Genomic DNA, 22740 nt, shown 5'->3' with positions numbered 1-22740 from the left:
AACGTCGGGGACAGATTTATTTTTCCCATTTTCCCTGATTTACCCTATTTACTTTGAAACAGACCGAATGAGATCGAACTAAGGTCCGTCCCCGATACAATTCGAAAAATAAATCTGTCCCCAACGTCGGTGGTTTGACGTTGGGGACGGGATTCGGGTCAGCGGCCTTCGGCGGGGGCGGGGACGATGGAGGGTGTAGCGGCGCGCAGCAGGCGGGCCTGCGGCAGTGCGCTGATAAAGGCCATCACGATGGCGGCGATGTAGGGCAGCGACTGTACCAGCATGACACCGGCGAACAGCCTCAGCTCCACGCTGCCCGAGACGTCGACGTACAGGATGGCGGCGGCGAAGCCCCACAGCAGGCACATCAGCGTGAGCTCCTCCGGGACCGACAGCAGCGCGCGCGAAAGCGGCGAGGCATTTTTCATCTTGGGCGTACAGATGAAAGGCTGGTTGCGCGTGACGGCGCCGAGGATCACGGCCTTGGCGATGGCGTGCGAGAGACCGAGCCCGGCGAGCGCGGCGCCCAGGGTCTCACGCCAGCCGGCGCCGATGGCGCGGCGGTACAGGTGCAGCAGCTTGCCGAGCTTGAAGGCGAACAAGGCGAGCGGCGGCAACCCGAAGATCACCATCGGCGGATCGACGCGAATCGGATCGTACAGCAGCGCCGCCGCCCAGGTCAGCGCGCCCAGCGTGAAGAAGAAGTTCACGCCGTCGGCGAGCCAGGGCAGCCAGCCGGCGAGGAAATGATAGCGCTGGCCGGCGCTGAGCTGGCCCGTGCCGACGGTGAAGAGCGCGCGCGCGTTGCGGCGCAGGATCTGCATCGCGCCGTACACCCAGCGATAGCGCTGCTTCTTGTAGTCGATGAACGTGTCCGGGGTGAATCCCTTGCCGTAGCTGCGCGGGGTGTACACGGCCTCGAGCCCGTGCTCGAACAGGCGCAGGCCGAGCTCGGCGTCCTCGGTGATGCACCACTCGCCCCAGGCGCCCGTCGCCTCCAGTGCGGAACGGCGGATCAGCGTCATGGTGCCGTGCTGGATGATGGCGTTGCGGTCGTTGCGCGTGACCATGCCGATACGGAAGAAGCCCTGATACTCCCGATAGCACATGGCCTTGAACGGGTTCTGACCCGCGTCGCGGTAATCCTGCGGGGCCTGCACGATGGCGGTCTTCTCGTGCGCGAACTGCGGCACCAGGTCGCGCAGCCAGGTGGGTTCGACGGTGTAATCGCTGTCGACCACGGCGACGATCCCGGCGTCCGGCGCGGTATGACGCAGGGCGAAATTGAGCGCACCGGCCTTGAATCCGCTCAGCCTGTCGACGTGGAAGAAACGGAAGCGCGGACCGAGCTGCGCGCAGTGCGTCTCGACCGGCTGCCACAGCGCGGGATCGCGCGTGTTGTTGTCGATCAGCAGTACCTCGTAGTCCGGGTAGTCGAGGTGCGCCAGTGCGTTGAGCGTCTCGATGACCATCGCGGGCGGCTCGTTGTAGGTGGCGACGTGGATCGACACCTTGGGCAGCGGCGCATCGGCCGGCACGGGCCTCAGACCGCGCCGCCGCTCGGGCACCCACAGCGTCTCGGCCCATTCGTGCGCCTCGGCGAACAGCACGGCGAGGATGGCGCACAGCGCGAGCGCGAACAGCACGCCGACGCCGACGCTGAGCGGCGTCCAGTACTGGTCGGCATAGACATCGGCGATCCACACCAGCGCGGTGGCGGCGCTGAACGCGACACCGCCGAGGAAGATGAAGCCGCTGCGGCGCAGGGCGCGGCCATCGATAGATAGCAGCAGCAATGCGGCGAAGCCCAGCGCCGCGGCAATGCCGGCCAGCAGCGGCCAGTGCGGAAGCGGGACGATCGGTCCCTGGAAGGGGAATTTCGGCTGACGCTCGACATCGTACACGCCCCAGTAGGCGCCGACGTCGCCTTCGAACGCGCGCTTCCACGGCTGATCGAAGGCCTCCATCAGGTAGTAGGTAAATCCTTCTTTCTGCGCGCGGGCGAGGAATCCGCGCAGGAAGATCGCCTCATTCGCCGCCGATGCGACCGCGCCGTGACGGGTGCGGCCCTTGCTGGGCCAGCCGACCTCGCCAAGGACGATGGGCAGGCGCGGAAACTCGGCGACGAGCTGCCGGTGACGCTGTACCACGTAATCGACCGCCCGGTCGACCTCGATCCCTTCCCAGTACGGCAACACGTGCGCGGCGATGAAGTCGACGTGCCGCGCCAGTCCCGGGTGACGCAGCCAGGTGCTCCAGATGTCCGCCGTGCTGACCGGAATCTTCACCGCCTTGCGTGCACGGTCGAGATAGGACGCCAGTTCGGCCTCGCTCAATTCGCCGCGCAGCAGCACCTCGTTGCCGACGATGAGGCGCGCAATGTTCTTGTGTGTATGCACCAGGTCAATCGCGCGCGCAAGTTCGGCCTCGTTGCGCACGAGGTCGTCGCTCAGCCACACGCCGAGCGTGACCGCCACGCCGTGGCGCTGGGCGAGCGCGGGGATTTCGGCGAAGCTGCCTTCGACCGAATAGGTGCGCACCGCCCCCACCCGTCCGGCAAGCATGGCGAGGTCACGATCGATCTCTTCCGGCGACGGGTAGAGCTTTGCGTTCGGATTCTGACCCGCGCGCACCGGCGAAAACGCGAAGCCCTGGATATGGCCGGGCCAGGCCGCGACTTCCTGCGGCCGATTCAGACCGGCCCACAGCAGGTAACTCAACAGGGTCATCAATGCCGCAGCGGCGATTGCCTGGGTCTTGTTCATGAAACGCGCGAACCTCTCCTCCGGTTGACTCCGGCCTCGTGAGTACCTGCCCATATCCCGTCGCCCCCTCCGGCGACACGATTCCAGCGCATGAAATCCGGGATATACGGCCTTGCCCAAGTGCGGCCATCGATGGATGGCACGTCGGGCGCGGGGGATTATAGACAGTCATTATCGAGGCGTAACCTGTCTCGATCCGGCGACACAATTAATGCCATGTTTTATTTATATATCAATATCTTGTTAAAACATTCGGGGAATCGTGGAGGGGGTGTAGGAAAATCGACTCAAGGAAAAGACAGGACTGAGGACTGAGTATAAGAACGAACTGCAAGTGGCACACAGGTACTGCTGATTAGTTCAGCATTCCAAACAAAGCGAGGCCGTAACCCGGAATCCCAAGGTTTCAATGTTATGGGTTACGTCGCAGATACCGTATTCCATCATTGGGGACAGATGGATTTTCCCTCTTTTGGAGCACAAATTTTTGACGTTGGGGACAGATTTATTTTTTGAAGCGCATCCTGGCTGGCCCAACGAGTCTTTGATCCGTAATTCGTGGGGCTAAAAAATGGATCGAAAATAAATCTGTCCCCAACGTCAAAAGTCTGTTCCCAGTGGATCGGGGGTGTTGAAGGGTTAGGAAAATAAATCTGTCCCCACTGAGATGGATCGTACCGCCCTGACTTAACCTGGAACGACAGCCTATAGCACTGAGCCAGGTCTTCGAAACCCGCACATCGGATCGATTTGGCCCTCAGGCCTGGGTCATTGACCCGTCCGCCATGTGCACCGTGAGCTGATTGAACGGGATGACGAGGCCGTGCTCGTTGCAGGCATCGACGGCGATGCGCTGCAGCAGACGTTGCAGCGCGAAGTAATCCCCCGCGGCCGCGCCCGCGAAGCCGGCGATGGCGAGGAAGTCGAGCGACGAGGCGCTCGCCTCCTTGAACTCGAGCGTAAACGAGCTCAGATGGGCCGCGGACGGGCTGTGCGCGAGGCCGTCCCGGAAGGCGCGTTCGAGCCTGGCGTGGATATCGCCGGTGACACCGCCCTGGTGGGCATAGTCGAGCCCGAAGGTAACCGCCACCGTAAAGCCCTGCAGCGTCAGGTCGCGCGGATTCTTTCCCAGGAAGTCGGCCACGCCATAGGTCTTGACCGCCCCCTGCACCTGCAGTTGCACGCACTCGGGCGACTGCACCAGCACGAGGCCGAAGGTATTGTCGTCCAGCATGACGTAATCGCCGACGCGCGCAGGAAACCAGGGCTCACTCTCATCGAAAACGCGCGAAAAATGATCCAACAGCCGGCGCACCGGGATGCGCAGCCTGCCGCCCTGCAGCAGCGGGTTGACCAGCGTGGCGTGAAAGCTGAGCGCGTCCACACGCCAGGGCAGACCTTCGTAGACCAGACGCTCGCCCTCCCGCACCGAACCGAGGTTCAGGATCAGCTTGGCCTCCATCAGGTAATTTGGCAGCGACTTCTGCAAGGCCCAGCCCGCGCCCACGAGCAGGATGATCAGTATGCCGAGCAGCAGCCAGTCGCCGCGCACGTACAATACGGCCATCGCCGACAACAGCACCAGCACGGCGGTAAGCAGGTAGAACACCAGATTGCCGACACGCGCCGCGAACACGCCGCGGCGGCGCGCGCGCGCCATGACGCGCCGCTCGTAGACACCGGCAAGCAAACGCAGGACGAGGAAGACCACCACCGCCGCGCCGACTGCCAGAGCGAGATTGAGGATGCGCCCGGTCAGCAAGGCCTTCAGTGCCTCGACGGGATCGCGCTGCGGGGCCGAAGTCGGGGATAGCGTCTCGGACAGCTCGTAGCTGGTCAGCTTGTAACGGTTATTGAGGTCGTCGCGACGCTGCCGCCAGCGCTGCTCGATGGTCGCGAAAGCCCGTTTCAGCTCCGGCGTCGGCGCGTCCTCGCGATTTCGGGTCACGTTGACCAGGGCCTCTTCGGCGGCGTCGAGCCGCTCTTTGTAATAGGCCTGGTCGTTGCGCAGGCGCTCGATCTTGCGCGGGCGCTCGGTCAGGCGCCGCAGCTCCACCAGGACCGGCTCGAATACCGATTCGAGCTCGGAACGCCAGTTGAAGGCGGCCTCCTCCTTCACGCCGAACAAGCTCAGATCAACACCGTCGGTGGCAAGCATCTCGAGCGCGGTTTGCAGCGATTCGAGATCGAGGGACAGGCGGTCGATCTCCTTGTAGACGCGGGTGCGCTCGCGGTCGTCGACGGCTTCGTGCAGGGCGGAACGCTGTTGGCCAAGCTCGTGGCTGGTGTTGTTGATCGTATCGATCAGGGTCTGCAGGTTGTGCCAGCTGTCGACGCTGCGCGGCTCGTTGGCCGCAGCCGGGGCCGCGTCACCGGCGTGCGGTTCCGTCTCGTCGGCGGCAGCCGCGCCCGCCGCCAGCACGACGGCGCACAGGATCAGGGTGAAGAGACGGCGGGACAATGCAATCATGACAGACTCATCGATTCAGGATTCCAGTGCCTGTTCCAGGCGCGCGCATACGGTATTGAGGATCTCGACCCGCGCGTAATGTTTGTCCTCGGCCGGCACCAGGTGCCAGGGGGCGTCGGCGGTGCCGGTATGCGCCACCATGTCGTCGACCGCCGCGAGATAGGCGGCGCGCTTGTCCCGGTTGCGCCAGTCCTCCTCGCCCAGCTTGTGCTGCTTCCACGGCAGTCTGCCGCGTTCCTCGAAACGCCGCAACTGCTCCTCCGCGCTGATGTGCAGCCAGAACTTCAGCAGCGTGATGCCGTGCCTGAGCAGATGCTCCTCGAAATTGTTGATCTCCTCGTAGGCACGCGCCCATTCCGACTCGGAGGCAAAGCCTTCCACCCGCTCGACCAGCACACGGCCGTACCAGGAGCGGTCGTACAGGGTCATGTAGCCGGCGCGCGGGATGTGGCGCCAGAATCGCCACAGGTAATGATGGGCACGCTCCTCGTCGGTGGGCGCGGCGATCGGGATCACCTGGTACAGGCGCGGGTCGACGGCGGCGGTGAGGCGCTGGATGGCGCCGCCCTTGCCCGCCGCGTCCCAGCCCTCGAACACCAGCACGCAGGAACGACGGGCATCGTAGGCGCGCCAGGCGAGGCGGGCGAGGCGTTCGCGGCAATGTTTCATCTCGTGTTTGTAGGCCTTGTCCGAGAGACCGGCTGTCAGGTCGACGCGCTCGAGTACCGTCGCCTGTTTGCCGCGCGCGGCCGCGGGCGATGGCGCCGGCGCAGCGGCCGCGGGCCGGGCCAGACGCGCTTCCATCAGCGCGCGCAGGATGCCGCCCGCGCGCAGATCGCGGTAATGGGGGTCCTCGGCGTCGATCAGCCACCACGGGCAGGCGCCGGTGTCGGTATGGCGGATCATGCGCTCGGCGGCGCGCAGGAAGGCGTCATACTCCTTGTCCGTGTCTCCCTCGACCGCCACGCCCTCGATGTGGCGCTGCACCTCGCGCCGCTTCTTCAGGTGCCGCGCATGATCCTGGCGCGGAAGATGGAACCACAACTTGACGATCAGCATGCCGTCGAGGCTCAGCATGCGCTCGAGTTCGACGATGCGCGCCGCCTCGCGGTCGAGCTCGGCGTCGCCGTCGCCGCTGCGCGTGCGTCGGTAGAGCGGATCCCAGTACCAGCCGCCGAACATGACGGCGATGGCGCCGCGCGCCGGCAGACGTTGCCAGAATCGCCACGCGGGGGGACGCTCGCGTTCCTCGTCAGTGGCGTCCCAGAAGGCGTGCGTGCGCACGCCGCGGGTATCGAACCATTTGTGCAGACGCTGTACCGCCTCGCCCTTGCCGCCGCCTTCCACGCCGGCGACGATGACAAGCGTCGCCACGCCGGCCTCGCGCAAGGCGCGCTGGGCCGCGAGCAGCGCGGTCCACAGCTCGGGTTCGCGGGCCTTGAATTCATCCTTGGAGACTTTCTGCCCGAGTTCGACGGCCTCAAACATGCCTTGCCTTCCCATCAAGCACGGGGACAGATTTACAAATCTGTCCCCATTCACGCAACTACTTCCGTCTGCAATCGATGCTGCTATATCTTACCCCGCCTCTCTCCCGCCGCGCATCCGCCACAACATGAGGCCGCCGGCGCCGGCGAGCAGCGCGAAAGCGGCGCCGGCGAGAAAGGTCGACGGCGCGCCGATGCGATCCCACAGCAGGCCGGCGAGGATGCTTGCGCACAGGATCGCGAGACCGCTCGCGAGACCGAACACACCGAAGGCGGTACCGCGCAGATACGCGGGAGAGGTATCGACGATCAGCGCGGCGAACAGGCCCTGGGTGAGCGCCATGTGGATACCCCACAGCGCGGCGCCGACTCCGACCGTCCACGGATCGCCGGCCGCGGCGAGCACGATATCGGCCGCCACCAGCACCAGCACGCCAGGCAGCAGCAGGCGCGCGCGCCCGATGCGGTCCGACAGGTGCCCGGCGGGATACGCGCCCAGCGCATAGGTCAGGCTCAGGATCACCAGCATCAGCGGCACGAAGGTGGGCGCCGTCCCGAGCTGTTCGGCCCGCAGCAGGATGAAGGCCTCGCTGAAGCGCGCCAGGGTAAACACCACGCCGAGCGCGAGCACGCCCCAGTAGGCGCGCCCGAGCTGCGCGGCATCGCGCAGGCGCCAGATCGACCCGCGCGTGCGCGCCCCGTCCGCCGGCGGGCGCGGCGGTTCCCGAACCAGGAACACGATCAGGAGCACGGCGGCGATGCCGGGCAGAAAGGCGCACCAGAACACCGCGCGATAGTCATCCTGCGTCAGCGCCATCAGTCCCAGCGCGAGCAACGGACCGAGCACGGCGCCGAAGGAATCGAGCGACTGGCGCAGGCCGAAGGCGGCGCCGCGCATGCCGGGTGCGACCAGGTCGGCGATCAGGGCATCGCGCGGCGCGCCCCGGATGCCCTTGCCCAGACGGTCGAGGCTGCGCGCGCCCAGCACCGTCGCGGCGCTGCCGGCGAGCGCGAACAAGGGCTTGGACAGTGTGCCGAGCAGGTAACCCGCCAGCACCAGCGGCCGGCGCCGGCGCAGACGGTCGCTCAGCATGCCGGAGAACAGGCGCGTGACGAGCGCGAGCGCCTCGCCGAGACCTTCGATGACGCCGACCAGCGTGGCGCTGGTCCCGAGCACCGCGACCAGGAATACCGGCAGCAGGGCGTGAATCATCTCGGAGGAGACGTCCATGAACAGGCTGACCAGGCCGAGGGCCCAGACGCCGGACGGAAGCTCGCGCAGGCGGCCGATCAAGTTATCGACGACGGAAACCGGGACGGGGACGGATGTTTAAATCCGTCCCCGTACACGGGTAACGGGATGGCGACGGAACAACTCACCTAGAGATATTCGATGTGCGACACGTCCGCCATGAAGTCGCGGTAGTCGCAGGTCATCTCTTCCCCGGATTGGATATCGCGCGTGGCAAAACCGGCGCCGACCTCGCTGAAATCGACGTTCGCCTCGCGCGAATGGTTCATGTACTTGCCCATGGTCGACTCGTAGTACAGATCGCCGCCCTCTTCCGGCTGGTACAGATGGATTTCGATCTCCTCCCGGCTGGACGGCGGCAGCGCCTCGAACTCCTCCTCGGAGAGCACGATGTCGAAGATGGGGTTGAACTCCCACACCTTGGTGCCCTTGGGGATGAATTCCTTGGCGAAAACGCCGAAACCGTGGATCGGGCTCTTCTCGAGATAGGTCGGGACGATCAGCATGGGTCTCCTCGCGTGCGGCTGATGACACAATCGGCGCCATTGTGGCAGCGTCGCGCCCGCTTGTGAAGCGGTTCCCGCATTCGCTTGACAACGATCCGGGCGGGTCGATATATAGCGCGCCATGTCCCAGCGTTATTCGAAGGATCCCCGCGTCGACGCCTCCCTGCGGCACTCGATCAGGGACGGGGTTTCCTATTCGGTGATGACGGGCGCCGGGGAGAGCTACTTCGCCGCCTTCGCGCTGTACCTCAAGGCAGGCACGGCGCAGATCGGCCTGCTCGCCAGCCTGCCCCCGCTGCTCGCCTCCTTCGCGCAACTGCTGTCTTCCTGGCTCGGGCGCCGCTGGGGCCGGCGCAAGGACATCATCGTGCTGGGCGCGACCCTGCAGGGGGTGGCGCTGTTCCCGCTGGCCGTGCTGCCCCTGCTGTTTCCGGACCACGCGCTGCCCATCCTGGTGGCCTGCGCCGTGGTCTATTTCGCCGGCTCGAACCTGGCGGTCCCCCAGTGGGGCAGCCTGATGGGCGACCTGGTGCCGGAGCGCCGGCGCGGGCGCTACTTCGCCCGCCGCACCCGCCTGTGCAGCGTGGCCTCCTTCTGCGGGCTGATCACGGCCGGGGTGATGCTGGACCTGTTCGACCGCAACCAGTGGACCGTGGCGGGCTATCTGCTGATCTTCGCCATCGCGGCCGTGGCGCGCGCGGTCTCGATCTGGCATCTGTGGCAGATGCACGACCCGCCCGGTCACGTCGCCGCGCTCGAATCCCCCTTCGGCATCGGCTTCTGGCGTCGCGTGCGCGGTTCCTCCTTCGCCCGCTTCACGCTGTTCTTCGCCGCCATCTCCTTCGCCGTCAGCATCTCCTCGCCGTTCTTCGTGGTGTACCAGCTGCGCGACCTCAGCTTCAGTTACCTCGAGTACACCGTCAGCATCGGCGTGGTGGTGCTGGCGCAGTTCCTCACCCTGAACCGCTGGGGCCGCATCAGCGACGCCTTCGGCAACCGCTTCATCCTGGTGGCGACCGGACTCATCATCCCGTTCCTGCCCTCGCTGTGGCTGGTGTCGACCAACTACCTGTACATCCTGCTGCTGCAGGCGCTGGGCGGACTGATCTGGGCCGGCTTCTCGCTCAGCGCCGGCAATTATCTCTACGACCTGATCCCGGGCAACAAGCGCGCGATGTATCTCGCCTTCCACAATGTGCTGGCGAGCGTCGCCGTCTTCTGCGGCGCGATGCTCGGTGGCTATCTCGGCACGCACCTGCCGCGCGAGGCGGTGCTGTTCGGGACGCACGTCGAATGGCTCAGCGTGCTCTACGGGGTGTTCCTGGTCTCAAGCCTGACGCGGCTGCTGGTGGCCGTGCTGTTCCTGCCGCGGCTGAAGGACATGCGCGCGACGCGGCCGGCCTCGGTGGGCGGGGTAATCTTCCGCGTGGCGCGCCTGCAGCCGCTGTCGGAGCTGATCTTCGACATCATCAGTCCGCGGCGGCTGCGCAAATCCGCGCCGGAGATCCCGGAACGACAGAAGGACACGGACCGGGACACCGGCCCCTCGTAGCCTGGATGGAGGCGCGCAGCGCCGGAATCCGGGGGTATGCTTCCTATCCCGGATTCCGCTACCGCTCCATCCGGGCTACATCGGGCCAGATGGGATGGCGTGGATCGGAGCGGAGACGAGTGGCGGCCTCAGCTCGCCTCGCGCGAGGCGCGCTTGCGCTCGTGTTCCTTCAGCGCCTTCTTGCGCAGGCGGATGTGGTTGGGGGTGACCTCGACCAGCTCGTCGTCGTCGATGAACTCCAGCGCCTGTTCCAGCGACATGCGGATCGGCGGCGTCAGGATGATGTTCTCGTCCGAGCCGGCGGCGCGGATGTTGGTGAGCTGCTTGGCCTTGAGCGGGTTGACCACCAGGTCGTTGTCGCGCGAATGGATGCCGACGATCATGCCCTCGTACACCATCTCGCCGTGACCGATGAACAGGCGGCCGCGTTCCTGCAGGTTGAACAGCGCGTAGGCGAGCGCCTTGCCCGGCGCGTTGGCGATCAGCACGCCGTTGATGCGCTGACCGAACTGCCCGGTCTTCATCGGGCCGTAGTGATCGAACACGTGATAGAGCAGACCGGTGCCCTGGGTGGCGGTGAGGAACTCGGTGCGGAAACCGATCAGGCCGCGCGCCGGCACGATGTAGTCGATGCGCACGCGCCCCTTGCCGTCCGGCACCATGTTGCGCAGCTCCGCGCCGCGCGAACCGAGCTTCTCCATCACGCCGCCCTGGTGCTGCTCCTCGACGTCGACGGTGAGCTGCTCGAACGGCTCCTGCCTGACACCGTCGATCTCGCGGATGATCACCTCGGGGCGTGACACGCCGAGCTCGTAGCCTTCGCGGCGCATGTTCTCGATCAGGATGGACAGGTGCAGCTCGCCGCGGCCGGAGACGCGGAACTTGTCGGGCGACCCGGTATCCTCGACGCGCAGCGCGACGTTGTGGATCAGCTCCTTCTGCAGGCGCTCGCGGATCTGGCGCGAGGTGACGTACTTGCCGTCCTGGCCGGAGAACGGCGAGTTGTTGACCTGGAAGGTCATGCTGACGGTCGGCTCGTCCACGCTCAGCGGGGCGAGCGCCTCCACCGCGGCGGGATCGCACAGGGTGTCGGAGATGCGCAGACCGTCGATGCCGGTGAAGGCGATGATGTCGCCCGCCTGCGCCTCCGGCACCTCGACGCGCTCGAGACCGAGGAAGCCGAGCACCTGCAGCACGCGGCCGTTGCGGCGCTGGCCGTCGATGTCCACCACCACCACGGGCGTGTTGGTCCTGACGCGGCCGCGCACGATGCGGCCGATGCCGATGACGCCGACGTAGCTGCTGTAGTCGAGCGAGCTGACCTGCAGCTGCAGCGGGCCGTTGGGATCGACCTCCGGCGGCGCGACGCGATCGATGACCGTCTGGAACAGCGCGGTCATGTCGCCGGAGCGCACGTCGGGGCTGAGCCCGGCGTAACCGTTGAGCGCCGAGGCGTAGACGACCGGGAAGTCGAGCTGCTCGTCGGTCGCGCCGAGGCGGTCGAACAGGTCGAAGGTCTGGTTCAGCACCCAGTCCGGGCGCGCGCCGGGGCGATCGATCTTGTTGATGACCACGATCGGGTGCAGCCCGCGCGCGAAGGCCTTCTGGGTCACGAAACGCGTCTGCGGCATCGGGCCGTCGACGGCGTCCACCAGCAGCAGCACCGAGTCCACCATCGACAGCACGCGCTCGACCTCGCCGCCGAAGTCGGCGTGGCCGGGGGTGTCGACGATGTTGATGCGGTAGCCGTTCCACTCGATGGCGGTGTTCTTGGCCAGGATGGTGATGCCGCGCTCCATCTCGAGGTCGTTGGAGTCCATCACGCGTTCCTGCGCCTCGCCGCGCGACTTGAGCGTACCGGACTGCTGCAGGAGCTTGTCGACCAGGGTCGTCTTGCCATGGTCGACGTGGGCGATGATGGCGATGTTTCGTATCTTCTCGATCACAGAGGGGTCACCGGGTAAAGGAAAACGCGCTATTGTACAGGAAATGCAGGGATTTTGTATGTCGGCCGCCGTTCATGCCCGGGACTGCCATGAACCGATATCGGTAGGAAGATTGGCGACAGGCATGAGAAATGGCATAAAATCGCACCATCCCCTCGCCGCGGCGCGAAACCAGGCCGCGGCAGGAGGCCTCGGCGGCCCAGTCGCGAGACCTATCGCGCGGCGCACGTCTTCATCACCACGCAGCCCAAGGAGTCCAGACCATGACCCAGAAGACCCTGTCCGCCGGCCTGCTCGGCGCCCTGCTGATAATCGCCTGGCCGCTCGCCGCCAGCGCGCATACTCACATGGAAAAATCCGTTCCCGCCGACAAGGCCGCGCTGGCGACGGCGCCGCAGTCGGTGCAACTGTGGTTCTCCGACAAGGTCGCCGCCGAATGGAGCAAGATCGTCGTCACCGACAGCGCCGGGAACCGCGTCGATCAGGAACAGGTCTCCGCGGATGCAGCCGACCCCAAACATATCGAGGCAGGCTTGAAGGCGCTCGGCCCCGGCGACTATACGGTCGACTGGAACGTGATCTCGGGCGACGGCCACCGCGTCAAGGGAAGCTTCACGTTCAGCGTGCAGTGACCGCACCGCCTTGACCTTCGAACCGATCCCGTTCGCGGTCACCGCGCTCGACCGCGCCGCGCTGGCGCTGGTGGTCGGAACGGCGGCGACGTGGCTGTATCTGCTGCCGGCGGGATCCGGGACCGGCGCACGCGCGCCGTTGCCGCTGCTGTCGCTGGCCGTGGGCCTGCTCGCCCTCACCGGCACGGCCGATCTGCTGGTGCGTACCGCCGCGCTCGCGGATGTCGGCCTGGATGCGGCCTGGCCCTATCTGGGCCGCGCGCTCACGCACAGCGATTACGGCGGCTTCTGGCAGTTACGCGCGCTGGCCTGGACGGGCTTGCTCGGGCTCACCCTCTTCATCGGATGGGGCGGGCCGGTTCGCGCCGCGCTGTGGGGCATCGCGGCCGGCGCCGTGACGATGCTGTTCACGGCCAGCGCCACCGGTCATGCCGGCGACGGGGGCGCGCTATCCCTGCCCAATCTGGTCAACGTACTGCATGTCACCGCCGCCTGCCTGTGGGGCGGCAGCGTGCTGGTGTATGTCGCGCGTGTGCTGCCCGTCCTGCAAGGCCCGGATATCCCGCCACCGATGCTGGCGCTTACCGCCACCCGTCTGTCCACGCTGGCCGGCGCCGCGCTGGCCGCGGTGCTGGCGACCGGTGCTTACAACACCTGGCGCCAGCTGCCCGACTGGCCGGCACTGTGGGAAAGCGAGTATGGACGCGTCCTGCTGATCAAGCTGACGGCGGTCGGCGTGATGATGGGGATCGGGGCCTGGAACCGTTTCCGGATCGTCCCCGCGATCGAGACCTGGGCCCGCGGACCGGCCGGCGGCGAACGGAGACCCCGCGCGCCGATTTCTGCGCGTGCTGCGCGTCGATACGGTGGTGTTCCTGCTGGTGCTGGCCGGGGCGGCGCTGCTCGGGATGCAGACGCCGCCGGGGCATTGAGCGCTGTTTACAAGCGCCTGGCCTTACCGGTCGCGTGATGGCGCCACGAACAAAAAACCCCCGCCAGTACGGCGGGGGTTTTTAAAGGGTTACAACCAACACGTCTTGTTATTTTTCGACCTTGACCTGCGTCGCCTGCAATCCCTTGGGTCCTTTCTCCACTTCGTAGGTCACGGACTGACCTTCGGAGAGAGTGCGGAAGCCGTCACCGACGATCGCGGAGAAGTGGACGAACACGTCCGCGCTACCGTCAGAAGGCGTAATGAAGCCGAAACCCTTGGCTTCGTTGAACCACTTCACAGTACCTGTAGCCATGCAAATATCCCCTATCACTATCAACCATATTATTTACAAATCATGCGAGGCTGTAGACAGAGATAACACGGAAGATGAGTCTCTGAAACGGACCTGGATGAGATGTAATGCCGGGCAGTATAACCCTTTTATAATTTGCAGCACTATCCAATATACGCGATACAAACAGCTAGGACAAACTCTCGAGAAGAAAAAATGCATGGCACGCCGGACCGACGGGGACTGCATTTTGACGCCGGGCCCGAGGCCCGCCCCCTACTCCTCGCACACTCCGCTGCGCCCACGCAGTAACTTGGTCCGCCCCCGGAGTTTTTTCCGGTCCAGGCGGCGCTGGCGTGAGCCCAGGGTGGCCTGGGTGGGCAGGCGTTTGCGGCGCGTCACCATCACGCTCCGGATCAGCTCGCCCAGGCGCGCGAGGGCCTCCTCGCGGTTGCGCTCCAGGCTGCGGTGCTGCTGGGATTTGATCACCACGGTGCCCGCGGCGCTGATGCGGCGGTCCTTCAGCGCCAGCAGGCGCTGCTTGTAGATCTCCGGCAACGACGAGGCGGGAATCTCGAAGCGCAGGTGCACGGCGCTCGAGACCTTGTTGACGTTCTGCCCGCCGGAACCCTGCGCGCGGATGGCGCTGATCTCGATCTCGCGCGCGGGGATCACCACCCGCGCGGAGATCCGTACCCCCTCTTCCATCGCCCTGCACCCGCGTTGCCGCGCGCCTCGCTTACTCCTGCCGCAACAGGGCGTAGAGCTTGTCCTTGAGCAGCAGGCGTTTCTTCTTCAGCTCCTCGGTGTAGCCGTCGGACGGCGTCTCGATCTCCTCTTCGATGCGATAGATCGCCTTGTCGATGTCGACGTATTCTCCGAACAGCCTGGCGAAGTGGGGATCGCTCAGCTTGAGCTGGTGGATCTTCTGCTTGAACTCGGGGAACTCTTCCTCAAGCCGGTGATGTTCGCCAAACATTGTTCTCCTCCTCGGGTGTGGAATCATTAACCTTATGAAGCCTGATGATATCGTTTCCGCGGGGTAAAGCAAAACGGGACGACGTTCGTTGACACCCGCAGCGCGCGGGTGGCACACTCGTTTCATGTCCTCCTCCGCCGCAAAATCCGCGCGTCGAATCCGTATCTGCCTGCCGCGAGGCGTATGCCCGCGCGGGACCACGCGCCGGAACCGGACTGATGTGTTGACGTACTGATCGAATACAGCAGTTTCGCAGAAGGGCCGTGGTCCCGCCGAGGGATCGCGGCCCTTCTCGTTTTTCAGGGAGGCACGTTTCAGCCATGCCGATCTCGGCCGCCTATCTGGGCATCATATTGATCTGGTCGACCACGCCGCTCGCGATCAAGTGGAGCGGCGAGGGGCCGGGATTCCTGTTCGGCGCCGCCGCCCGCATGGCGATCGGCGCCGCGCTGTGTCTGCTGCTCCTGCGTCTGCTGCGCATGCCGCTGCCGTGGAACGGCGCCGCGGTGCGCAGTTATCTCGCGGCCAACCTCGGCATCTTCGGGGCGATGCTGTGCGTCTACTGGGGCGCCCAGTATGTGCCCTCCGGCCTGATCTCGGCCCTGTTCGGCCTGACACCGATCGTGACGGGCATCCTGGCCGCCGTCTGGCTGAAGGAACGCGCGTTGACGCCGGCGAAGATCGCCGGCAGCGTGATCGGGCTGGGCGGTCTGTGGCTCATCTTCGGCGACGAACGGCCCGGCCCCAATGCGGATCTCGGGCTCGCCGCCGTACTGGCTGCGGTGTTTCTGCATTCCCTCAGCACGGTCTGGGTCAAACGCGCGGGCAGCTCACTGCCGGCGCTGACGCAGACCACGGGCGCGCTGCTGCTCGCCCTGCCCGGTTATCTGGCGACCTGGCTGCTGCTCGACGGACACCCGCCACCGGAGTTGCCGCCCCGCGCGTTGTTCTCGATCGTCTATCTCGGCGTGTTCGGCTCGGCGGCGGGCTTCATTCTGTATTACTACGCACTGCAGCGCGTCACGGCGGGCCGCATGGCGCTGCTCCTGCTGGTCACGCCGGTGATCGCCCTGCTGTTCGGGCATTTCCTCAACGGTGAAACCTTCGGCACCCGGGAGATCGCCGGCACGGCGCTGATCCTGTCGGGGCTGTTGTTCTACGAAACGGGAGAACGGTTGATTCAGGCCTGCAGGAAGAAGGAAAACTGAACAGCGGCGAACAGGACACTGGGCGACAAAACCAGCAGGAGCAGATGAACCGGCGTGTTGCCCATGATCGTATCCTCTCGGCTTACGGACTCGGATCCGCTTGCGCGGTCTGAATATCCGCGCCCGGCCTCCCCGTCGGAGGGGGAAGAGGAGAGGTGGGGGAGGCCGGGACGGATAACCGGTTCGCGGCCCGCCCCGCCGAGAGGCCGGGCCGCGCGATTTTATGGTGACAAGCTAGGCGATCCTGGTCATTACTCCCCGGTGGATTCCGCAGCGGTCACGATGATGTCGGAGGCGGCGAGACAGCCGGTCAGCTCGAAACGGCCGTAGACATCGGCCGCGAGTCCTTCGCTCAGTTCGTCGAGGGTCACGGCGGCGCTGGTCCGGGTCTCGCCGTCGGTCCCGATCAGGAAGATATCCGCGCGCTCCCTGACGCGCACGCACACGTCGCCCTGGGCGGTGCCCAGCAGCGTAAAGGTGGCGTTCGCGGCATCGAGCGCGCCGAGCGTGCCGCTGAGTTCGGTCCCGGTGCTCGCGGTATCGTTCACGAACACCACCGCGGCCTGCAGCTCCGGCGTCGCACCGGTCGGCACGCCGAACACCTTCACCCCGAAGCCCGTGTTGATGTCATCCAGCGTCAGTTCCGTGCCCGAACGCGTGAACACCCGGGCGCCTTCCAGCGCCGTCGCGGTAATGGCGGTGCCCGCATCGAAGCCGCCGCCGCGAATGACGTCGAGCGAGAATGCGTTGCCGCCGGCGTCGTAGTCGGAGGTAACAGTCCCCTTGACATAGGCGAAGTCCTCATCCGCGCCGACCGCGATGACCTGCGCCTGCATCGTGAAGGCGGCGTCACCGCTGCTCCGCTCCAGGCGACCGAACACGGTCACCTTGGCGTCAGCGGCAAGCGCCGAGAAATCGGCCGCGCCGGCGGCCGTGAAGACCGAGGTATCCGCGCCGGCCGTCACCGGGATACAGCGCGATTCGTCGTCCACGCCGCTGGCGGCGCGGCTCACCCGATCGCCCCGGCCCCATTGGCCCCAGCGCCCGTTGCGGTGGTGGCGGAAGGTGGTGCGGGATCCACACAGGTCGAAGGTCCCCGCGTCGGCGTCGGGGCCGGCGACCGTGCCCTCGAGCCGGGCGTAACGGCCGAGCGTGGCGCCGGACACGATCTCGACGAACACCACCGGGCGGAAGCGGTACTTGCCATTGCCGAGCCGGATCGCCTGGAGGGATTTGTCGGCGTCGAGATCGAGCTGCAGCACCAGCGGTTCATCGCCCGAGACGATGAAGTCCATGCGCGGATTGAGGTCGATCATGCCGTTGGCCGGCAGTTCGGGCTCGATTGTTTCGACGATCGCACCCGCATCGTCGAGCTTCACCAACTGCAGCGCGGTGACGGTGAAGCGGATCTTGTGATAGATGCCTGCCGGGGCGTCGACCAGGCTGAACACCTCGGCGTCGTCGCTCAGGTCGAGCAGGTCGACGGTGCGCTCACCGGAGAAGACCACCGCCGAGGCACCGTTGTCACCGATGAGTTCGATCTGCGTGATGGTCAGATTGACCTGATCGTAATCCGCGGTCGGACCGTCGGTCAGCAGGACCGCGACGCTGCCTATGTCGTCGCTGGAGGCCGAACCGCCTCCGGAACCGCCGCCGCAGGAGGCGATGGAAAGTCCCGCCAGCAGGACCAGCACGGGTACCCAGACAAATTTCCGCCACCGCCCGCCACTCGTACCCATCGCTGCATCGACTCCCCGGAGTAAGTTCCTGGTCAAGATTGTCTTTTTGCCGCACCCGCGCGCCGTGTGGCGGGATGGGCCGTATCACCGTTCAGTGGTAAAACGACGCCCGCGGGAAAAGGGTTCCCGCGTGTCTCGGAAAAATTGGCGGGGCTGCGGGTACGGGAGGCGGGCCGCGCGGACAGGCCGACCGGGCGGAACTGGCCGAACGGCGCTCAGTCGGCGCCGGAAAACGACAGCAGGGTCGGAAACAACTCGCGATCGAGCACGGCCTCGACTTCGTCCAGCGCGCGCCGATGGGCGAGCGCGGGATCCTGCGCCGAGGTCTTGATGTCCCAGCGATGCGAACCGCGCGCCTGACCCGCCATGTCACCGAGCACGATCTCGAGGCTGCCCATGACCCAGTACCAGCCGTCCTTCAACGCGGGATCCCCGAGTTCGAGCACCGCCGCCAGGGTGTAGTCGGCCGCGCCCTGCTCCACCACGGTGAAGCCTGCCTCGCCCAGCGAGCCGGCAAGCGTCACCGCCACCGCCTGCATCTCGTCGCCCGCGGCGCCGGGACGGATGCGCACGCGGGTGACGAGCGCATTGCGGTCACTGCGCAACTGCGCGAAGGACCAGCGCCCCGGGAGGCCGTGCCCGGACGGATCGACTACCTGCAACTGGCGTTGCACGGAATCGCGTTCCAGTTGCGCGCGCATGGCCCGGTCGGCGGCCGCGATCGCCGTGAACGGATCGCCCGCGGCACGCGCGCCGGCAATCCCGGCGGCGACGGCATCGTCCAGCGCACGGAGTTCGGCCTGCAGGGACTGCATGGCCGCGCCGCGCGGCAGTATGGCGAGGGCGTGATCGGTCTTGCTCACGGGATCGCGCCAGGTCTCGGCGATCTGCACCCCGCGCACGAGCTGGTCGGTTTGCGTCGCGATGGCGCGCGAGACCTCGAGCCGCATGCGTTCCTCCGAGGCGCCCGGCGTGCGCGGGTCCGGCTGGTCGAGGGCGAAGGTCTGCACATCGGAGGACTCGACCCGGATCTCGACCGCGAGCCCCTTGGCGAGATCGGCGCGCGCGCGATCGATGGCGTCGTTCAGATCGTCCGCCGCGCCGCGCCCGAGCAGGAAGGAAGCCGCGGGATAGCGCGCCGCATCGCCGCTCACCCAATCGGGCGGCGCAACGGGCGCGGGCGGCGCGGAGGCGCATGCCGCGAGCGCGGCCAGGCCGAGGGCGATTCCGGTTTTCAGCAGGGCGTTCATTGCAGTCGTCTCCGTTCGATGCGGTAAGGCAGGGGTTCGAGATCGCCGGCGCTGACCCAGTGCAGCGAGAGGAAGCGCTTCTGGCCCGGGGCCAGTTCGACGTCGTAATCACGCGCCGCGGCGACGCCGGCGATGCCGCCGGTCAGTTCGACATGGATCTGATGGCGGCCGGCCGCGAGCGGCAGGCGCGCCAGATAGATGCGCCCCGGCAGGGTGGACCAGCTGCGGGTATCCGCCCGCTCGCTCACCACACCGGCGATATTGACCATCATCCCGAGGGCATCATCCTCCTGATCGGCCTTCTTGCTTGCCTCGAGCTTGAGCGCGGCGCGCGCGACGGCGCGCGCCAGGATGAGCGGTTTGTCGTGTTCCAGGGTCTCTTCCGCGACCGCGGCGACGTCCTCGCCGAGCGCAGTCACGGCAACGCTCGTCCCCGAGACGACACGCGCACCGGTGACACGCGGGACGCGGGTTTCATAATACGGCATGGAGACGGTCACCAGCTTGCCGTCGCGCGTGGGCGCGCTGATCAGGGCATCGCGCATGAGCGGCGCGAGACCGCTGTGCAGCAGGAAGATGACTTCGCCCTCGTCGCCCCGCGGGTCGGGGGAGGTTTCCGTCACGCCGAACTCGGCGCGGTAACGGCTCAATTCGTCCGCCATTCCGCCCACCCGTGCCGCCGTCCGCACCAGGTCGTGCCCCAGCGGCGGCGGGACCGCGCCGCCGTCACGACGATAGGCAGTGTAGGCCTGGCGATAGGCGATCATGGCATCGTCGTACTGCCCCAGTGCCTCAAAGATCATGCCGCTCAGGTAACGCGCGAAGGCCTCGCCGGCACGCGCCTGCTCCTGTCCCAGCAGCACGTCGAGCTGGAGGATCTCCACCCGCGCGTCATCGGGCCGCCCCAGCTCGAGATAATTGAGCGCGGCGTAGACATGCAGCAGCACGCGTTCGAAGGGTGCGCCGGTATAGCTGCGCATCATGTCGTTCACCGCGAGCGCACCCGCCTGTTCCCGGACACTCACCGCGTCCAGGCGCTCGATCGCATCCTTGGCCTGCTCAAAGGCCGCATTGCTCTCCGCGTAGTCGCCCGCCATGCGCAGCAGCATCGCGCGGTTGAGGTCGTACAGCACCGTGTCCCGCGTCCGCCCTCCGGCGCGCTCGTCCAGAATGTGCAACGCCCCCGTCAGATCCCGCGCCGCGATCTGATGCTCCATCTCTCCGACCCAGTCGGTGTAGGTGGCGCAGGCTGCCAGGTACAGGCCGCATACAGTCAGAATGGACCATCGTCTGGTCACGGCTATGGAAATATCGCGGGATCGTAACAGGTGATGGGTGATGGGCGATGAGTGATGATATAAAAGTCATGCCAGTCACTCATCACTCATCGCCCATCACCATCCATGGGGATCAGAACCGCAGTCCCGGCTTGGTGACCAGTTTCTTGATCTTCTTCTGCCCGACCCAGACCTTGCGGTTGTCGGCGAGGCTGATCAGGGTGAGGTCGACCTGGTAATAGCGCACCTGCTGTTTGCCTTCGGTGTCCAGAATGGTGCTGATGTCGCCCTTGAGCATGAAGTCGGCGCCGAGCTCCTGGCCCATGGCCTTGCGGGTCTCCTCGCTGGCGTGCAGGTCCTGGTCCTTGCGCTCCGCGCGGATGTCCTCGCGCTCCTCGCGCGAGGCGACGAAATCGACCTTGCCGGAGTTGATGATCTCGCGCTCGAGGTCGTTGACGAAGGTGACCACGCTGATGTGTTCATGGCTGAGATTGCGGATCTCACCGACGATGACCGCGGGGCGCTTGCCGGCGTGACCCTGGCTGAATTCGCCCACCCAGCGGTGCGACAACACATCGCCAATCATTTCCTCCGAGACCAGGCGCGAATCGGTGTCGTTCCATTTCCCGCTCAGGTCCACCGCCGCGTCGGTCTCCATACGCTCCACCTTGGTGGCGCAGCCGGCCAGCACCAGGACCGCCGCCAGTGCCGGCGCCACCGCTTTCACTATCGCGTTCATTCCTTCTCCTTCTCCTTCGCCATGCCGTCGAAGATATTGTCGCCCTGCTCCCGGATGTGCTCGCGCAGACCGGCGTTCATGTCGTCCACCCGGCCCAGGATATCCTTGACCTGGTCGAGGTCGAGTTCGGCGAGGGCGTAGATGATGTCGGTTTTCTCGTCGCGCCAGCGGCCGATGATGCGGCTGCCAGCGAGATTGACGCGGCTGATCGCCTCGATCTGGCGCGAGACGCTGGCGGCGGGCAGCGCCTGGTCGCCGCTTACGCTCGCCGCAGTGTAATCCTGCGACGCCACGTTCATATAGGAACTCAGCACGCGCGCCACTTCCGCCCGCGCGCGGTCGTCGGCGGTGGAGGTCTGCAGCGAGCGGTCGCCCATCGGCGGCGCGGAGCCGACGCCGTGGAACAGCCGGCCGTCGCGCGTCTTCAGGATCGCGGTGCCTTCGTTGACCCAGTCCGGGGCACCCTTGATGCCCAGATCGCTCTCCACCCGCGTCGGCCCGGAACCGGCGCAGGCGGCAAGCAGGCAGACCGCCGCCAGCAGCGCCATGCCCGTGGGGAAACTGCGTCCCGTCTTCATGTTCTCCTCCCTCGTCCCGTGGTCAACGCGACTGACGTCTGTCCGTATCGCCGAACCCCAACACTATGGGCGGACGTCGGCAAATATTCAAGCGCCCGCGGTGACTAGATCAGGTTGTGCAGCATCAGTTCACGCGGATGAGGATTGAGGTAATACTGGCGTTCGATGTACCCATCGGGATGGCGGCGCAGATGGTGGCGCAGCAGGGTGACCGGCACGATGAGCGGGATCCGTCCGAGCCGGTACTGCTCGAAGCATTCCAGTAATTCGCGGCGATCCTCCCCGTCCAGCCGCTCCTTCAGGAACCCGTAGATGTGTTGCAGCACATTGGTGTGGGTTCCCGCGGTCGCCGGCCGTTTCAACGCTGACATGACGGCGCGGATATACTCCCGTCCCAGCACGGCGATGTCGCCCGTGCCGGCAGTGGCGACCCGGCGGCCGAGTGCGCGATAGGCCGGTTCATCGTGGGCGAGCAGATTGAACTTGTGGCAGGTGTGAAACTCCACCAGCCCGGCGGCGGTGAGGCCGCGGCGGCACAGGGCCTGCCAGCGCTGGTAGATGAACACCCGCTCGATGAAGTTCTCCCGCAGCACCGGATCCATCAGGCGTCCCTCCTCCTCGACCGGCAACTCGGGACACTGCGCCATCAGGGTGCGGGCGAAGATGCCGGCAGCGCCCCCGGCCAGCGGCTGCCCGGCCTCGTTGTAGCAGCGCACCCGCTCCATGCCACAGCTCGGCGAGCCCTTCTTGAACAGATAACCGCTGACGTCCTCCAACTGCGCGGCGACCTGCAGCGCATATTCCGTCAACGGCGCGGTCACGTCACGCGCCGGATCATCGACGCCGCGCGCGCGCGGACCCTCCGGGGCCGACACCAGACGGATCGGCGGGCGCGGAGTGCCGAGGCCGATGGCCACCTCGGGGCAGAACGGACGGAATTCAAAGACCTGGCCGAGGGTTTCGACGATATAGCCGTTGTACTTGTGATTCCCGTCGAAGCGGACGGTCTGTCCCAGCAGGCAGCTGCTGATACCCAGGATGACGCGGGGAATGGCCGTGGGCGGCGCGGTTTCGCTGTCCATGGCCCTATCATGACCGGCGCGCGCCGCGGCCGGCAAGCGCGGCACGGGGATG

Annotated in this window: 19 protein-coding genes; 4 read left to right on the top strand and 15 right to left on the bottom strand. The window is 66.2% G+C overall.

Annotation, left to right across the window (positions count from 1 at the left end; translation table 11 throughout):
• Positions 1-158 precede the first annotated feature (158 nt).
• From IPM20_00515 to IPM20_00495, 5 genes are all read right to left on the bottom strand, one after another.
• The gene (locus IPM20_00515; protein ID MBK9130113.1) at positions 159-2765 is read right to left on the bottom strand and encodes a glycosyltransferase; all 2607 of its coding nucleotides are present in this window, start codon (positions 2763-2765) and stop codon (positions 159-161) included.
• Between the two features lie 757 nt (positions 2766-3522).
• Entirely contained in the window at positions 3523-5235 is a 1713-nt protein-coding gene (locus tag IPM20_00510; protein MBK9130112.1) for a hypothetical protein, read from the bottom strand.
• 15 nt (positions 5236-5250) lie between these two features.
• Positions 5251-6723, bottom strand: a complete 1473-nt coding sequence (pap, locus tag IPM20_00505) for a polyphosphate:AMP phosphotransferase (protein MBK9130111.1) — start codon at positions 6721-6723, stop codon at positions 5251-5253.
• Between the two features lie 90 nt (positions 6724-6813).
• Positions 6814-7953, bottom strand: coding sequence for an MFS transporter (locus IPM20_00500; protein ID MBK9130110.1), 1140 nt, complete (start codon positions 7951-7953; stop codon positions 6814-6816).
• 149 nt (positions 7954-8102) lie between these two features.
• Positions 8103-8480, bottom strand: a complete 378-nt coding sequence (locus IPM20_00495; GenBank protein MBK9130109.1) for an SET domain-containing protein — start codon at positions 8478-8480, stop codon at positions 8103-8105.
• 121 nt (positions 8481-8601) lie between these two features.
• Between IPM20_00495 and IPM20_00490 the strand changes: the two genes are divergently transcribed.
• A complete protein-coding gene (locus tag IPM20_00490) occupies positions 8602-10032 on the top strand; it encodes an MFS transporter (GenBank protein ID MBK9130108.1) in 1431 nt (476 codons plus the stop codon).
• Between the two features lie 128 nt (positions 10033-10160).
• Here the strand turns inward: IPM20_00490 and typA are convergent, their stop codons facing one another.
• Positions 10161-11978 carry a translational GTPase TypA gene (typA, locus tag IPM20_00485; protein ID MBK9130107.1) on the bottom strand — a complete coding sequence of 606 codons (1818 nt, stop codon included), beginning with the start codon at positions 11976-11978 and terminating at the stop codon, positions 10161-10163.
• Positions 11979-12241: 263 nt separating this feature from the next.
• Here typA and IPM20_00480 point away from each other — a divergent pair, with 263 nt between their 5' ends.
• The gene (locus IPM20_00480) at positions 12242-12610 is read left to right on the top strand and encodes a copper resistance protein CopC (protein ID MBK9130106.1); all 369 of its coding nucleotides are present in this window, start codon (positions 12242-12244) and stop codon (positions 12608-12610) included.
• A 10-nt stretch (positions 12611-12620) separates the two neighbouring features.
• Positions 12621-13580 (top strand): CopD family protein, encoded by a 960-nt coding sequence (locus IPM20_00475; GenBank protein MBK9130105.1) that lies wholly within the window; start codon positions 12621-12623, stop codon positions 13578-13580.
• A gap of 70 nt (positions 13581-13650) precedes the next feature.
• Here IPM20_00475 and IPM20_00470 read toward each other — a convergent pair whose 3' ends face one another.
• From IPM20_00470 to IPM20_00460, 3 genes are all read right to left on the bottom strand, one after another.
• On the bottom strand, positions 13651-13857 hold the full coding sequence (locus IPM20_00470; GenBank protein ID MBK9130104.1) for a cold-shock protein: 207 nt from the start codon (positions 13855-13857) through the stop codon (positions 13651-13653).
• A gap of 255 nt (positions 13858-14112) precedes the next feature.
• Positions 14113-14544 (bottom strand): aminoacyl-tRNA hydrolase, encoded by a 432-nt coding sequence (arfB, locus tag IPM20_00465; GenBank protein MBK9130103.1) that lies wholly within the window; start codon positions 14542-14544, stop codon positions 14113-14115.
• A gap of 31 nt (positions 14545-14575) precedes the next feature.
• Positions 14576-14815, bottom strand: a complete 240-nt coding sequence (locus IPM20_00460) for a DUF465 domain-containing protein (GenBank protein ID MBK9130102.1) — start codon at positions 14813-14815, stop codon at positions 14576-14578.
• A gap of 320 nt (positions 14816-15135) precedes the next feature.
• On the opposite strand from IPM20_00460, the gene IPM20_00455 reads away from it, so the two are divergent.
• The gene (locus IPM20_00455; protein ID MBK9130101.1) at positions 15136-16023 is read left to right on the top strand and encodes a DMT family transporter; all 888 of its coding nucleotides are present in this window, start codon (positions 15136-15138) and stop codon (positions 16021-16023) included.
• A 251-nt stretch (positions 16024-16274) separates the two neighbouring features.
• On the opposite strand, the gene IPM20_00450 is transcribed toward IPM20_00455, so the two are convergent.
• The 6 genes from IPM20_00450 to IPM20_00425 form a co-directional block, all read right to left on the bottom strand.
• Positions 16275-17762 carry a DUF4382 domain-containing protein gene (locus tag IPM20_00450; protein MBK9130100.1) on the bottom strand — a complete coding sequence of 496 codons (1488 nt, stop codon included), beginning with the start codon at positions 17760-17762 and terminating at the stop codon, positions 16275-16277.
• Between the two features lie 215 nt (positions 17763-17977).
• Positions 17978-19012, bottom strand: a complete 1035-nt coding sequence (locus IPM20_00445; protein ID MBK9130099.1) for a hypothetical protein — start codon at positions 19010-19012, stop codon at positions 17978-17980.
• Complete coding sequence (locus IPM20_00440) at positions 19009-20310, bottom strand: hypothetical protein (protein MBK9130098.1); 1302 nt, start codon at positions 20308-20310, stop codon at positions 19009-19011. Before IPM20_00440 ends, IPM20_00445 begins: the two co-directional genes overlap by 4 nt.
• Positions 20311-20422: 112 nt before the next feature.
• Positions 20423-21028 carry a penicillin-binding protein activator LpoB gene (locus IPM20_00435; GenBank protein MBK9130097.1) on the bottom strand — a complete coding sequence of 202 codons (606 nt, stop codon included), beginning with the start codon at positions 21026-21028 and terminating at the stop codon, positions 20423-20425.
• The gene (locus tag IPM20_00430) at positions 21025-21606 is read right to left on the bottom strand and encodes a hypothetical protein (protein ID MBK9130096.1); all 582 of its coding nucleotides are present in this window, start codon (positions 21604-21606) and stop codon (positions 21025-21027) included. Before IPM20_00430 ends, IPM20_00435 begins: the two co-directional genes overlap by 4 nt.
• Before the next feature lie 104 nt (positions 21607-21710).
• A complete protein-coding gene (locus IPM20_00425; protein MBK9130095.1) occupies positions 21711-22688 on the bottom strand; it encodes a DUF1722 domain-containing protein in 978 nt (325 codons plus the stop codon).
• Positions 22689-22740: the final 52 nt, after the last annotated feature.

Source organism: Gammaproteobacteria bacterium, from assembly GCA_016716465.1.
Lineage (GTDB): Bacteria > Pseudomonadota > Gammaproteobacteria > SZUA-140 > SZUA-140 > JADJWH01.
The sequence above is the reverse complement of the archived record's forward strand: the minus strand, read 5'-3'. Positions and strand labels throughout refer to the sequence as shown.